Raw genomic sequence first — 14,379 nt, forward strand, 5'->3', positions numbered from 1 at the left:
GGGCCTGACCGCGACGCGCCGAAAACCTCCTGAGAAAGGTGGTCAGCCGGCGGCGAGCTCGCGGGCGCGGGCGAGGGCGGCGTCGGTCGCGCGGGCGAAGAGGCCCTCGAGGTCGGCCGCCTCGAGCACCGCGATCGCGCGCTCGGTCGTGCCCTTCGGGCTCGTGACGCGTCGGCGCAGCTCGGCGGGGTCGTCGACGGATGCCGCGAGCAGCTCGCTCGCGCCCCGGAACGTGCCCTGCACCATGACGGCGGCCTGTTCGGGGGTGAAGCCCTTCGCGATCGCCGCCCGCTCGAGCGACTCGATGAGGAGGAAGACGTACGCGGGCCCCGACCCGGAGATCGTCGAGAGCGCGTCGAGCTGCGACTCGGGGACGACCAGCACCTCGCCGACCGTCTCGAAGAGCGAGACCACGAGCGCGAGGTCGGCCTCGGTCGAGCGCGTGCCCGCCGACACCCCGGTCACCGCGCGGCCGACGACGGCGGGCGTGTTCGGCATCGTGCGGACGACCGAGACGTGCGACGGCAGGTGCGCCTCGAACGTCGCCACCGTGACGCCGGCGGCGACGCTCACGACGATCGCTCCGGGCTCGAGCGCGTCGCCGATCTCGTCGAGCAGGTCGGGCACCATCGCCGGCTTCACGGCCACGACCACGAGCTTCGCGCCGGCGACCGCGCGGCGGTTCGCCGCGGCATCCGTCTCGGTCGCGAACGCCGTCACGCGCGGCTCGTCGGCGAACTCGGCGGCCCGCGCCGCGCTGCGGTTCGTGGCCGTGATCCCGGCCGCGGAGACGTGCGGCTGCAGCAGGCCGGCGAGCACCGCGCGGGCCATCGATCCGGCGCCGAGGAAGGCGATCGCGGGCAGGTCAACGGGTTGCGAGGGGGCCATGCCAGCCATCCTAGGATTGGCGCATGAGCGCATCCGGCGGCACGAAGGCGATCCTGGCGGCATTCCTCGCGAACACGGGCATCGCCGTGACGAAGTTCATCGCGTGGTTCTTCTCCGGGTCGGCGTCGATGCTCGCGGAGGCCGTCCACTCGGTGGCGGATGCCGGCAACCAGCTGCTGCTCTTCTTCGGCGGCCGCCAGGCCAAGCGCGAGGCCGACCGCGAGCACCCGTTCGGCTACGGGCGCGAACGCTACGTCTACGCGTTCGTCGTCTCGATCATCCTGTTCTCGGTCGGCGGCGTGTTCTCGATCTACGAGGGCGTCGAGAAGATCCAGCACCCCCACGAGCTCGAGGTGCCGTGGCTGCCGATCCTGGTCCTCGTCATCGCGATCGTCCTCGAGTCGTTCTCGCTGCGCACCGCCGTCAAGGAGTCGAACCTCATCCGCGGGAAGCAGACATGGGTGCAGTTCGTGCGCCGTGCGAAGGCCCCCGAACTGCCCGTCGTCCTCCTCGAGGACGTCGCGGCCCTCCTCGGCCTGGTGTTCGCCCTCTTCGGCGTCGGCCTCACGGTCATCACGGGCAACACGATCTTCGACGCGATCGGCACGCTCATGATCGGCACGCTGCTCATCGTCGTCGCGATCATCCTCGGCATGGAGACGAAGAGCCTCCTCGTCGGCGAGGGGGCGAACGAGTCCGACGTGAAGAAGATCGAGCAGGCGATCCTCGCCGGCCCCGAGGCCGAGCGGATCATCCACATGAAGACCCTCTACCTCGGGCCCGACGAGCTGCTGGTCGCCGCGAAGCTGGGCTTCCACGGCGGCGAGACCCTGGCCGAGGTGTCGACCGCGATCAACGTCATCGAGCAGCGGATCCGCCACGCGGTGCCCGCCGCACGCGTGATCTACGTCGAGCCCGACATCTACGTCGATCCGAACCTCGCCGCGCCCCCCACCGACGCCATCGTCATCAAGGGCCTCGAATGACGGATGCCGCCGGCACGGCCGGCCGCCCCGTCGCGCTCGTGCTCCGCCACGACTCCGCCATCGGCCTCGGCAACCTCGGGCCGACGCTCGAGGCGCACGGCTACGAGATCCGGTTCCTCGACGCCCCGCACGAGGACGTCACCGCGGTCGACCCGCTCGCGCCCGCCCTCGTGGTGGTGCTCGGCGGCGACGAGGGCGCGTACGAGACCGACGAATACCCGTACCTCGCCCACGAGCTCGACCTGCTGCGCGCGCGCATCGCCGCCGAGGCGCCGATCTTCGGCGTCTGCCTCGGCGCGCAGCTGCTCGCCGCTGCGCTCGGCGCCGAGGTCTACCGCGGCCCGCGCAAGGAGGTCGGCTGGCTCGGCGTCGACCTCACCGACGCGGGCGAGGGCTCGCCCGTGCGGCACGCGCGCGGGGTGCGCTTCGTCCAGTGGCACGGCGACACCTTCGACCTGCCCGAGGGAGTGGAACGGCTCGCGGGTTCGCCGCAGTACGCCAACCAGGCGTTCCGGCTCGGCGACTGGCTGCTCGCGGTGCAGTTCCACCCCGAGGTCGACCGTGAGATCCACGAGGACTGGCTCGCCGCCTGGGGCGACGAGCTGCCGGAGTACGGGCTCGGCGTGGCGGAGATGCGCGACCTTCAGGTCACCTGCGGTCCGGCCGCCGAGACCGCGTCGGCCGCGATCCTCGGCGAGTTCGTCGACGGGCTCGGGCACCGCGGCGCGCTGCCGCGCGCGAGCTGAATTCGACGCGCGATCGCGCTGGACCACGGCTCGCGGCGTCCGATAGGCTCCACGTCGACGCGCGCCCTGCAGTCGTCGACCGACGTGGGTCCCGGCCACGTCCCCTCCCTGAAGGACGTGTATGCCGCGCCCGAAATCCCGAAGCTGGTTCTCGATCGCGGCGGCGGGTCTGCTGCTCGGAGGGCTGGCCGTCCCGGCTCCCGCGATAGCGGCGACCGCCGCCGATGACGTGGTGTACGACTCGATCCTCGTGACGGATGACTCGGGCCGCCCGCTCGAGGAGGCCTACGTCATCCTCGCGCCCGTCGACGACGGCGATCAGGTCAGCGCGGTGACCGATTCCGAGGGCGTTGCGGCCTTCACCGAGGCGCCGGCCGACCCGACGGCGTACCGCGTGAGCGTCACCTGGTCCGGTGTGGGACAGGGCGGCAAGTGGGATCGCGTCTCCGACGGGTTCACCTCGGACGTGGGGACCAGGCTGCCGACCCTGGTCAGTTCGGCGGCAGGCGGCGCGCGACTCGACGCGTCGATGCCGATCAGCCTCGGCACCGGCACGATCTCGGGGACGGTACTGAGTGCACTCGGCAACCCCGTGCCTGATGCCGAGGTCGAGGTGCGGCGCGTCGGCGGCGCGGGCTGGGGCAGCGGCGGGAGCTTCGCGACATCCGACGCCTCGGGCCGATTCACCGTCCCGCACGTCACCGCCGGAACGTTCGAGGCCTGGGCGAACTGCACGTGCGGCGGCATCGACGCGCCGTTCGGTTCGATGCCGTCGCCCCGAGTCATCGTCACGATCGCGGACGGGGAGGTGGTCGACGGGGTCGACGTCAGCCTCGGGGCGAAGGGACGGCTCTCCGGCTCACTGCTCACCGAGGGCGCCGACGACACGCGGACGACGCTCGCCGATCCCGCGCGAGCCGTCGTGGTGTATCCCGTCGACCAGCCTCCGACCCGCCAGTACGCGTCGTACGTCGTGCTGTTCGCACCCGAGGGATCGTGGTCGCGCGATCTCGCACCCGGCGAGTACCAGGTCGCGTTCGGCCGCTACCTCGCTCCGGAGGGCGAGACGAAGAAGGTGTTCGTCCCCGACCAGTACCACGCCGGCAAGGTGTCTCCGTCCGAGGCGACGGTCGTGACCGTCGAACCCGCCGTCGAGACCTCGGGCATCGACGCCGTCTACCCCGACGTCGAGCCGCCGACGGTCGGCCCCGTCCAGCGTTCCATCGTCGTGACGGACCAGGACGGCACGCCCGTACCCGGTGCGGTCACCGTCGTCACGTCCATCGCGAGCGGCGAGTCGTTCCGATCGGGAACCGACCCCAGCGGTTATTCGTCGTTCCACGCGGCGCCGTACCTCCCGACGCTCGCAGAGCTCCGCGTCGAGTACCGGCTCGACACATGGGTGTACACCGCGTCGGGTTTCGTGCCGGAGGCGCCGGGGGTCACGCCGGTTCCGGTGTGGATCCAGGCCGGCGGGAGCCTGGGGGTCATCCGCGACCGGCTTCCCTTCCGTCTGGGCACGGCATCGATCTCGGGCAGCGTCTCGGCCGGATGGTCCGCGACGGACATGGTGCGTGCGACCCTGACCACCCCGACCGGCGAGGTGGTCGCCTCCACCTGGCCGAACGCGTTCGGGAAGTTCACCTTCGGGCACATCCCGGACGGCTCCTACCGGGTCTCGTTCGACCACCCGTCGCCGAACCCCGAACTCGTGCCATACGGCCTCGGCGTCAGGTGGTACCGCGATGCCGCGCGGCTCGCGGACGCGATCCCGATCACGGTCGTCGGCGGAACGTCGGTCCAGCTCGCCCATCAGGTGCTCGAGGCACGAGGCCGCATCAGCGGCTCGGTCCTCGAGACCACACCGGAGGGCCAGTCCGTGCCGCTGACGGACCGCGTCGTGGCCGTCTACCCGGAGGCGGAGACCCCCCGGTCCGGCGACGCTCGGTACGCGGCCGTGCAGGCGGACGGCTCCTGGTCGCTCGACCTCTACCCCGGTCGGTACGGGGTCGCCTTCGGTCGACTCGCGACTCCGGGCGACCCGGCGAGCTTCGTCGCCGAGCTGTACCACGGAGGCGGGACGACGGCGTCGACCGCCGTCGCCGTCGAGGTGGCCGCCGCAAGCGAGACCGGGGGGATCGACGGCCGATATCCGATCGAACCGGAACCCGAACCGGAACCCGAGCCCGAGCCCGAGCCCGAACCGGAACCCGAACCCGAACCCGAACCGCGCCTGAAGGCCATCCGCCCGACGACCGAGTCCCGGCTGCGGACCTTCGCACACCAACTGGACTGAACCGGACGCGGCGGAGCCGTGCCGGGGTGCGCGCTCAGCGCTCCTCGACCCGGCTCCGCCGCTGCTCGAAGAACTCGACGAGCATCGCGGACGTCGCCTCCGCGGAGACCCCGCCGATGACCTCGACGCGGTGGTTCAGCCGACGGTCGCGCAGCACGTCGTAGACCGAGCCGGCGGCGCCGGCCTTCTCGTCCCAGGCGCCGAACACGACGGTCGGGACGCGCGCAGCGAGGATCGCGCCGGCGCACATCACGCACGGCTCGAGCGTCACGACGAGCGTGCAGTCGGTGAGGTGGCGGTCGCCGGTGACGCGGGCGGCCTCGCGGATCGCGATCAGCTCGGCGTGCGCCGTCGGGTCCTCGTGGAGCTCGCGCTCGTTGCGCCCGGTCGCGATGACCTCGCCGTTGCGGACCACGACCGCGCCGACTGGCACGTCGCCCGAGACGAGGGCGGCGGATGCCTCGGCGAGGGCGAGCCGCATCCATTCGACGTGCTCAGGGCGCTGCACCGGCATCCGTTCGCCCCTTCTCATCGGCGGAACCCCCGCAACTAGACTCGAGCCTATGCGAGTCCACGTTGCCGACCACCCGCTCGTCACCCACAAGCTCACGGTGCTCCGCGACGAGGCCACGCCCTCCCCCGTGTTCCGCTCGCTCGTCGAGGAGCTGATGACGCTCCTCGCCTACGAGGGCACGCGCGAGGTGCGCGTCGAGCCGGTCGACATCGTCACGCCGGTGGCGCCGACGACGGGGGTGCGCATCGCCGACCCGAAGCCGCTCATCGTGCCGATCCTCCGAGCCGGGCTCGGCATGCTCGAGGGCATGGTCAAGCTGCTGCCGTCGGCCGAGGTCGGCTTCCTCGGCATGGCGCGCAACGAGGAGACGCTCGAGCCGACGACCTACGCCGAGCGCCTGCCCGACGACCTGTCGGGCCGGCAGTGCTTCGTGCTCGACCCGATGCTCGCCACCGGCGGGTCGCTCATCGCGGCGATCGACTTCCTGCTCGCGCGCGGCGCGACGGATGTCACGGCGATCTGCATCCTCGCCGCGCCCGAGGGGCTGCAGGCCGTCGAGCAGGCCATGGCCGGTCGTGATGTCACGGTCGTGCTCGGCGCGGTCGACGAGCGGCTCAACGAGCACGGCTACATCGTGCCGGGCCTCGGCGACGCCGGAGACCGCCTCTACGGCACCGTCTGACCCGCTCTTCGGGCGCCCGCGTCACGGCGTGGCGTCGGCGACCGTTTCGTGTTACGAACCCCTCACCTCGCAGGATCTGCACTGTGAGACACGCCGTACGGCGATCGATCTGGCAAGATTCGAGAAACTCACTTCGGATCGAAGGATCTTTCGCAGCCCGGGATGTCCCACCCGGACCTCCCCCATCGCGCGCACGCCTCGCGCACCGCGTGCGACGTCACGCACGGTCATCGGGTGGTCACGGTTTGACACATCCGGGGACCTGGGTTTGACTTTCGCTCATGACTGACACCGCACGCTCCCTGACCGCCCTCGAGGCTCAGTGGACTGCCGGCACGATGATGCCGGCGCGTGCGCCCATGTGTTGTCGAATGTGCCGCTGACCAGCGAACCCCCGCCGAGCACGCGACCGCTCCCACCCGGATCGGAACGGCTCCGTCGAACCCGACACCACTGATCGGGTTCTCCCCGGCCCAATCGGGCCATTCGCTCCGACCCCGCCGAGACGGGGCCGTCGACGCATCTTCAGCACAAGGATCCGCCATGTCTCCCACCCTCGCTCCCGCCGTCCGCACCGCACACCCCGTCGCCCGCACGGCCCACCCCGTCGCGTACCGGCCCCAGCCGGCCGCCGCGCGGCCCGCCGCTCCGGTCCTCCCGGCCGCTCCGGTCATTCCCGCCGCTCCGGCCGCGACGCCGGCTCCGGCGGCCGGCACGGCCGCCGCGCCTGCCGCACCGCGCCCTCGCGCCGTGCCAGAGGGCACCGAGGCGCGCGGCTTCGTCCTCTACGTCGGTATCGACGAGCTCAAGGCCGCGGCCGACGGCACGAACCTGCACCGCATCGTCGAGGCCCTCCGCACGCTGACGACCGAACTCGCACCCTCCGCCGAGACCTACGCCGCCGTGGCCCTCGCCCCAGAGGGCGCCGGCGGCCGCGACGTCGACGTCGTGCGCCTCGCCCTGCAGGACCCGTCCGCGCTCGCCCGCCAGCGCGAGGCGCACGGGCTCAGCGACGACGCCGACCGCCACCCCGACGGCGTCATCATCGACATCTCGCGCAAGCGCGTCCTGCTCGACGGCGAGCCCGCCGGGCTGACCTACAAGGAGTTCGAGCTGCTGCAGTACCTCGTGCTCCGCGAGGGCCGCACGATCGACCGCCACGAGCTCATCGACGGCCTGTGGGCCGGCGACGACGAGATCCCGAACGAGCGCACCATCGACGTGCACATCCGCCGGCTCCGCTCCAAGCTCGCGCACTACCAGGACATCGTCCGCACGGTCCGCGGCGTCGGCTACCGCTTCGATCGTCACGCCGACGTCTCGATCCGCCAGGCGTCGACGCCGAGCCCCGACGTCTTCTGAGCGGCCCGAGGATCCCTCGGGAAACTCCCCCGCATTCGGGGCACATTCCACTAGCGCCCGTTACCGATCCGTTATATATTCGAAGAGCACCGGCTGTTTGCTGTGGCGGCCGGTGCGGAATGTGATTGCAGGACACTCTTGGTGCAAGGGAGAGGGCCGGTCGTCAGCCTCTACGACCGGCCCTCAACCGTGTCCGCCCCCAGTTGAGGGGGGCCCTCCGCGCCATCCCGTCCACTGCGCCTCCACGGAAGTCCATGCGTCCCTATCCTTGGTCTCATCGGCGACCGCGAGTCGCCGGGTCGAGGAGAGGAGCCGAGGTTGGCGGATCGCGCGATGGCCGTGGCGGCGTGGGAGGCGCTCTTCCGCGCCCAGGTCTCGATCATGCGGCGGCTCTCGGCCGAGTTCCCGACCGAGGTCATGTCGCTGAACGAGTACGACGTGCTCTTCAACATCTCGCGTGCGCCCGGCCGACACCTCCGGCTGAAGGAGCTCAACCGGCACGTCCTCATCTCGCAGCCGAGCGTGAGCCGGCTCGTCGACCGGCTCGCCGCGCGCGGATGGGTCGAGAAGAGCCACGATCCGCTCGACGGCCGCGGCACGATCGTCCAGCTCACCGCGAAGGGCTTCCAGGAGTTCCGGCGCGCCGCCATCCACCACATGGAGGCGATCACCGATCGCGTCGGCGGGACGCTCGACGAGGCCGAGCTGCGGCAGCTCATCGACCTGTGCGACCGACTGCGCGAGGCGCAGGGCCAGCCGCCGGCGAACCCGCACGCTGCGGAGTGACCCGGCGCGACCCCCGACGCGAGTGATCGCCGCTGGAAATGACGGTGGGACGGGAACCCTACCTCCCGCCCCACCGCGGCCTCACAGGAGGCCCTCCCCGCCGAGCGACCCGAACTGAGCTCGGCGAGCCACCTCCCGAGCGACCGTGCTGGGACATCCGGTCGCATTCGCCGCGGTGCAGCGATCTGTCGGGTCGGGCCCCGACTCGGGTTTTGAGGAATCGTATCGTTTCGCCGAGAGCGCGGCAGTGCCCCAGAGCGGGGGGCACGGAACGGACGCGACCGCCCGGATCCGCGCCGATCACGCGGTCTCGCGCTGGCCGGGCCAGTCGATCCAGTCCTCGTAACCCGGATGCCTGCGCAGCCACGCCGCGATGAACGGGCACCTCGGCACGATCCGCTCCTCGCGGCGGATCGCGTCCTCGACCACGTACCTGGCGAGGATCGAACCGAGGCCGCGACCCTCGAAGGCCGGGTCGATCACGGTGTGCGTGAAGATGATCCGGCCGGGACTCGCCCGGAACTTCGCGAAGCCGACCTGACCTCCCCCGAGCAGCAGTCGATAGCGGGTCGTCTCGTCGTCGCGGATGATCTCGACGTCGTCGTCGGTCACGGGGTCTCCTCTCCGCGCGGGCCGGTCGGCCCGCAGGCTCATCAGGTGGAACGTGCGAGGCTCGGCTGCATTCCCGCCGGCGGGGCGCCGCCGAACGCGAAGGTCGGGATTCTCGCGGTACGGACGCGGTCGCCGAGCGCGATCGCACCGCTCGTCGAGGCCGCGATCAGTCCTCGATCGGTCGGCACGCGCACGGGAGCCGAGCGGCGCGCGGTGCGCCCGATCTGCACGGGAGCCTCGGCCCGCGCGGATGCCTCGGCTCTCGCCGGGGCGTCGACGCGCTCGGGGTGCGTCGTCACGACGAGCGCGATCAGCCAGACGAACACGAGCGCGAAGGCGACGACCTCGAACACGGTCAGCGAGGCCCAGCCGAGGCCGTCGTAGACCACCCATGCCGCCACCTCGGTGACGAGCGCCGCGACCGACGTGACGACGAGCCTCCGCGGCATCCGTCGCACCAGCCAGGGCGTGCCGGCGGCCAACCCGAAGAACGCCGCGCCCGCGGCGCTCGCGAACACGTTGTGCAGCGTCTCGTCGGCGTCGATGGGCACGAGCCCGACGCCCGCGAGCGCGAAGCCGATGATGCCGATCAGGCTGTGGACGACGGCGCGGCCGCCTCGGCGCGCTCGGTACTCGGGTCGGGCGAGCCCTCGGACGATCCGGCCGGCCATCGCCGCCATCGCTCCGCCCGAGAGCACCAGCCCCGCGTTGAACCACACGGCGGCCACGTCGTCGGACGTGCCGAGGGTGCTGAAGTTCCGCGCCCACCACTCGCCCGTGTCCGTGAGGCTCATGCTCGCGAGGCATCCGGCCGCCAGGAGCATCGCGACCACGTTGAACGAACGGTAGACCGTCTGGTGGTGGGCGCGGCGATGGACGGCGCCCGTCGTGGCGCCGAGCCCGCCGGCCAGGGCCGCGCAGGCGGCGAGGTGGCCCCCCGGAACCCCGTCGAAGGCCTCGGCGGCGCTGCCGACGGCGAGCGCGGCGATCGTGGCCCACACCGACGCGTTCGCGAACGCTCCGACCCCGGGGCTCGCCCACGGCACGAGGCAGCTCGCTCGGCCGCCGCGGCGGTGCGCTGGGACGGATGCCACGGTCAGGGCCGTGAGCAGCAGCAGGGCGACGAGCACCGCGACGGCGACGCACAGCACGTCCACGACCACGTGACCCGTGCCGAGCCCGTCGTGCGAATGGGGGACGAGGTGGACCAGCCGGGTCGCTGCGGCGACGGCGACGGCGACGGCGATCGCGACCATCGCCGAGATCAGGGCAGCATGACGGGCGACCGGCGCCTGGCCGGTCGTCGCGGCGCTCGCACCCCTCATAGTCGAAACTCTCGATCGCCGGAATCTGACCGCTCAGAGCCTAATCGGAGGGATCCGTCCCGTCGAAGGCCGTTTCCGGGGGACAAACGTGATCCATGGCGGATTCACAGGCGCGGAACCGGCGGAGGCGCCATCCGCTCGCCCCTCGCCCGGGAACCCCGACCGGCCGCCGACGCGGTCAGTCGATCCGGCGGCCACGGCGCAGCACCGGCTCGACGTAGCCCGAGCCGTGATCGAGTTGGTAGTCGAGGTTCACCGCCGCGTTGATGAGCGCGAGGTGGCTGAACGCCTGCGGGAAGTTGCCGAGCTGCTCGCCCGTGAGCCCGATCTCCTCGGCGTAGAGCCCGAGGTGGTTGGCGTAGGTGAGCATCTTCTCGAAGACCAGTCGCGCCTCGTCGAGGCGCCCCGAGCGGGCCAGCGCGTCGACGTACCAGAAGGAGCAGAGCGTGAACGTGCCCTCCCCACCGGTCAGGCCGTCCGGACTGGCCGAGGGGTCGTAGCGGTACACGAGGCTGTCGGAGACGAGCTCGTCGTCGATCGCCTCGAGCGTCGACATCCAGAGCGGGTCGCGGGGCGTGATGAAGCCCAGGAGCGGCATCCGCAGCAGCGACGCGTCGAGCACGTCGCTGCCCTCGTGCTGCACGAACGCCTGCCGCTCGGGGTCGAACCCGGTCTCCATGATGCGCTCGTAGATGCGGTCGCGCTCGTGCATCCAACGCGTGAACGAGGACGGGCGCCCATGCGCCTGGGCGAGACGGATGCCGCGGTCGAGCGCGACCCACGACATGAACCGGCCGTACGTGAACTTCTGCGGCCCGCCCCTCGTCTCCCAGATGCCCTCCTCGGGGGTGTCCCAGTGGTCGCAGAGCCAGTCGAGCATCTCGCGCACCTTCATCCAGCCGGCGTGCGGCAACTCGACGCCGTGGGTGTCGGCGAGGTGGATCGAGTCCATCGCCTCGCCGTAGATGTCGAGCTGGAGCTGGTCGGAGGCGCCGTTGCCGATACGGACGGGCCGGGACTTGCGGTATCCCGAGAGATGGTCGAGGACCGTCTCGGCGAGGTCGGCCGACCCATCGACGCGGTACATGATCTTCAGCGGACCCGAGTCGGTGCCGACGCTCTCGTGGATGCGCTCGAGCAGCCACCCGACGAACGCCGCCGCCTCCTCGCGGTACCCGAGACTGACGAGCGCGTAGACCGAGAACGACGCGTCGCGGACCCACGTGTAGCGGTAGTCCCAGTTGCGCTCGCCGCCGACCTGCTCGGGCAGCCCGGTGGTCGGGGCGGCGACCAGCGCGCCGGTCGGCGCGTAGGTCATGAGCTTCAGCGTGATCGCCGACCTGGACACCATCTCGCGCCACCGGCCCGTGTACGTGGAGCGGTCGTTCCATTCGCGCCAGAACCGGCGGGTCGCGAGGAAGGTCTCGACCAGTTCGTCCTCGGTCACCTGCCGCGGCTCGACGTCGCCCGTCTCCAGCATCACCCCGGTGAGCTCGCCGGTGCGCAGCGTGATCGTGACCTTGATGCCGCTGCCGACGACCTCGACCCGGCCCGCGCGCACGTCGCCGTGGAGGATCGGCTCACCGACGCGGTGGAGCGTCAGCGTGAGGTCGTCGGAGACGAACTTCGCGCCCGGTCCCGCCGGGACCAGGCGGTGCGGCGCGCGCCCGTAGTCGAAGCGCGGCTGGATCTCGCCCTCGAAGGTCATCTCCCCGCGCACGACCCGGACCATCCGCACGATCACATGCCGGTCCGTCGCGGCGCCGGTCGCCACGGGCATGAAGTCGATGACCTCGCCGACCCCGGCGTCGGTGAGGAACCTGGTGATGAGGATGGCGGTGTCCGGCAGGTAGAGCTGCCGGGTGACGTACTCCATCCCCACCGGGCGGACCCGGAAGAATCCGCCCTTCTCGGCGTCGATGAGCGAGCCGAACACGCTCGGGGCGTCGAACCTCGGACTGCAGAACCAGTCGATGGTGCCGTCGGTGGAGACGAGCGCCGCCGTCTGCAGGTCGCCGATCAGGCCGTGGTCGCTGATGTCGGGGTACCGCTTCGCCATGCATCGCCCCTTCCCCCTCTGGGGATCGTGGCATGCGAGCGAGCGAGGGGGCAAGGGCGGGTGGATGCCGCGGCCCGGATGGTGGAGGCTGGGCGCATGGCACGAATGGGAACCGACGCCGACGTCGACCTCGCCCGGATCCGTCCCGAGGGGCCCGTCGCATCCGCCGAACACGACGCCGACTTCGAGCGGCGCCTCGCCTCCGCCTTCCCGGCACTGCACGGGCTGTTCCACCGTCTCTACGGCGAGCGCGACGACGCCCTCGAGGCCCTCGCCGGCGTGATCGCCGACGCGGCGCGGTCGTGGGCGGAACGGCCGACCGACCTCAAGGTCGCCGACGCCCGCCGCGAGCAGGACTCGTCGTGGTACCTCTCGAACGGCATGCTCGGCGGCGTCTGCTACGTCGACCGCTATGCGGGCGACCTGGCCGGCGTCCGGGCGCGCATCCCCGAGTTCGTCGAGCTCGGCCTCACCTACCTCCACCTCATGCCGCTGTTCGCGGTGCCCGAGGGGAACTCCGACGGCGGCTACGCGGTCTCGAGCTACCGGGCGGTCGCGCCGCAGCTCGGGACCATCGACGACCTGCAGGCGCTGGCGGCCGAGCTGCGGGCCAACGGCATCTCGCTCGTGCTCGACTTCATCTTCAACCACACGGCGTCGAACCACGAGTGGGCGCGGAAGGCGGTCGCGGGCGAGCCGGGGTACGAGGACTACTACCTGATCTTCCCCGACCGAACGATGCCCGACGCCTACGAGAAGACCGTGCGCGAGATCTTCCCCGACGACCACCCCGGCTCGTTCGTGCGACTGCCGGACGGCCGCTGGATCTGGGCGACGTTCCACTCGTTCCAGTGGGACCTGAACTACGCGAACCCCGCAGTGTTCCGCGCGATGGCCGGCGAGATGCTCTTCCTCGCGAACCTCGGCGTGGACGTGCTGCGCATGGACGCGGTCGCGTTCATCTGGAAGCGGCTCGGCACGCCGTGCGAGTCGCTGCCCGAGGCGCACCTGCTGCTCCAGGCGTTCAACGCGGTGCTGCGGATCGCGGCGCCGAGCCTGCTGTTCAAGTCCGAGGCCATCGTGCACCCCGACGAGGTCGTCGAGTACATCTCGCTCGGCGAGTGCCAGCTGTCGTACAACCCGCTGCAGATGGCGCTCACCTGGGAGGCGCTCGCCACGCGCGACCCGCGGATGCTCCGGCAGGCGCTCGAACGTCGTCATGCCCTTCCCGACGGCTGCGCGTGGGTCAACTACGTGCGCGGCCACGACGACATCGGCTGGACCTTCGCCGACGAGGACGCCGCCGAGTTCGGCATCGACGGCTTCGACCACCGGCGGTTCCTCAACGCGTTCTACGTGAACCGGTTCCCGGGCAGCTTCGCGCGCGGCGTCCCGTTCCAGGAGAACCCGCGCACGGGCGACGCGCGCGTGGCCGGCACGACCGCCTCGCTCGCGGGCATCGAGGCCGGCGACGCGCATGGCGTCGACCGGGTGCTGCTCGCCCACGCGATCGCGCTCTCGACCGGCGGCATCCCGCTCGTCTACCTCGGCGACGAGGTCGCGCAGCTGAACGACTACGGCTACGTCGACGACCCGGCGACGGCCGACGACAGCCGCTGGGTCAATCGGCCCCGCCGCCCAGAGGCCGCGTACGCCGCACGCCACGACCGGGGCACGCCGGCGGGCGAGGTGTACGCGGGACTCACCCGGCTGATCCAGGTGCGACGGGGAACCCCGGAGTTCGCGGGCGGGCGGCTCGTGCCGTTCGATCCGAAGCACCCGACGGTGCTGGGGTACCAGCGGCCGGGGGCGACGGATGGCGCGGCCGCGCCCGGGGAGACGTCCGCCGTGCTCTGCCTTGCGAACGTCGGCGACGCACCCGCGGCGATCGACGCACTCACGCTCTCCGGGTTCGCGCCCGACGCGCACGAGCTCATCACCGATCGGCGGGTCTCGCTCGAGCGGGGCATCGTGCTCGAGCCGTGCCACGTCGCGTGGTTGCGGGTGCGCGCCGCCGAGGAGCCGCCGAGGTTCTGAGCTGTACGTCGCACGTCATGCGTGCTCCGAGATCAGAGGGGATGCGCGAGCCCGACACACCCCGCAGGCTCAGGGCTCGATGTACT

12 protein-coding genes are annotated in these 14,379 nt (G+C 71.6%); 7 read left to right on the forward strand and 5 right to left on the reverse strand.

All coding sequences use genetic code 11. The annotated features are described in order from the left end of the window. Positions 1 to 42: 42 nt before the first annotated feature. Positions 43 to 888, reverse strand: coding sequence for a pyrroline-5-carboxylate reductase (gene proC / locus GJ743_RS03030; RefSeq protein WP_155050461.1), 846 nt, complete (start codon positions 886 to 888; stop codon positions 43 to 45). Between the two features lie 23 nt (positions 889 to 911). Here proC and GJ743_RS03035 point away from each other — a divergent pair, with 23 nt between their 5' ends. From GJ743_RS03035 to GJ743_RS03045, 3 genes are all read left to right on the forward strand, one after another. Beyond that, positions 912 to 1,874 carry a cation diffusion facilitator family transporter gene (locus tag GJ743_RS03035; protein WP_155050462.1) on the forward strand — a complete coding sequence of 321 codons (963 nt, stop codon included), beginning with the start codon at positions 912 to 914 and terminating at the stop codon, positions 1,872 to 1,874. Beyond that, the gene (locus GJ743_RS03040) at positions 1,871 to 2,620 is read left to right on the forward strand and encodes a glutamine amidotransferase-related protein (protein ID WP_155050463.1); all 750 of its coding nucleotides are present in this window, start codon (positions 1,871 to 1,873) and stop codon (positions 2,618 to 2,620) included. The genes GJ743_RS03035 and GJ743_RS03040 overlap by 4 nt, the downstream gene beginning before the upstream one ends. A gap of 121 nt (positions 2,621 to 2,741) precedes the next feature. After that, a complete protein-coding gene (locus GJ743_RS03045) occupies positions 2,742 to 4,916 on the forward strand; it encodes a carboxypeptidase-like regulatory domain-containing protein (protein WP_155050464.1) in 2,175 nt (724 codons plus the stop codon). 34 nt (positions 4,917 to 4,950) lie between these two features. On the opposite strand, the gene tadA is transcribed toward GJ743_RS03045, so the two are convergent. After that, entirely contained in the window at positions 4,951 to 5,430 is a 480-nt protein-coding gene (gene tadA, locus GJ743_RS03050) for a tRNA adenosine(34) deaminase TadA (protein ID WP_230386411.1), read from the reverse strand. Between the two features lie 49 nt (positions 5,431 to 5,479). On the opposite strand from tadA, the gene upp reads away from it, so the two are divergent. The 3 genes from upp (at position 5,480) to GJ743_RS03065 (ending at position 8,260) form a co-directional block, all read left to right on the forward strand. Continuing rightward, the gene (upp, locus tag GJ743_RS03055; RefSeq protein ID WP_155050465.1) at positions 5,480 to 6,112 is read left to right on the forward strand and encodes a uracil phosphoribosyltransferase; all 633 of its coding nucleotides are present in this window, start codon (positions 5,480 to 5,482) and stop codon (positions 6,110 to 6,112) included. Between the two features lie 543 nt (positions 6,113 to 6,655). Next, positions 6,656 to 7,474: a winged helix-turn-helix domain-containing protein gene (locus GJ743_RS03060; protein WP_155050466.1), complete on the forward strand. Its 819-nt coding sequence runs from the start codon at positions 6,656 to 6,658 to the stop codon at positions 7,472 to 7,474. Between the two features lie 318 nt (positions 7,475 to 7,792). Next, the gene (locus GJ743_RS03065; protein ID WP_328288734.1) at positions 7,793 to 8,260 is read left to right on the forward strand and encodes a MarR family winged helix-turn-helix transcriptional regulator; all 468 of its coding nucleotides are present in this window, start codon (positions 7,793 to 7,795) and stop codon (positions 8,258 to 8,260) included. Positions 8,261 to 8,560: 300 nt separating this feature from the next. Here the strand turns inward: GJ743_RS03065 and GJ743_RS19165 are convergent, their stop codons facing one another. The 3 genes from GJ743_RS19165 to GJ743_RS03075 all read right to left on the reverse strand — a co-directional run bounded on the left by GJ743_RS19165 (position 8,561) and on the right by GJ743_RS03075 (position 12,256). Then, positions 8,561 to 8,872 carry a GNAT family N-acetyltransferase gene (locus GJ743_RS19165; protein ID WP_196216894.1) on the reverse strand — a complete coding sequence of 104 codons (312 nt, stop codon included), beginning with the start codon at positions 8,870 to 8,872 and terminating at the stop codon, positions 8,561 to 8,563. A 41-nt stretch (positions 8,873 to 8,913) separates the two neighbouring features. Further along, positions 8,914 to 10,197 (reverse strand): DUF998 domain-containing protein, encoded by a 1,284-nt coding sequence (locus GJ743_RS19170; protein ID WP_196216895.1) that lies wholly within the window; start codon positions 10,195 to 10,197, stop codon positions 8,914 to 8,916. 178 nt (positions 10,198 to 10,375) lie between these two features. After that, positions 10,376 to 12,256: a glycoside hydrolase family 15 protein gene (locus GJ743_RS03075; protein ID WP_155050467.1), complete on the reverse strand. Its 1,881-nt coding sequence runs from the start codon at positions 12,254 to 12,256 to the stop codon at positions 10,376 to 10,378. Between the two features lie 96 nt (positions 12,257 to 12,352). Between GJ743_RS03075 and GJ743_RS03080 the strand changes: the two genes are divergently transcribed. Beyond that, positions 12,353 to 14,293, forward strand: coding sequence for an alpha-amylase family protein (locus tag GJ743_RS03080; protein WP_155050468.1), 1,941 nt, complete (start codon positions 12,353 to 12,355; stop codon positions 14,291 to 14,293). Positions 14,294 to 14,379: the final 86 nt, after the last annotated feature.

Origin of the sequence: Agromyces bracchium, from assembly GCF_009709675.1 — a bacterium.
In the GTDB taxonomy this organism is placed as follows: domain Bacteria; phylum Actinomycetota; class Actinomycetes; order Actinomycetales; family Microbacteriaceae; genus Agromyces; species Agromyces bracchium.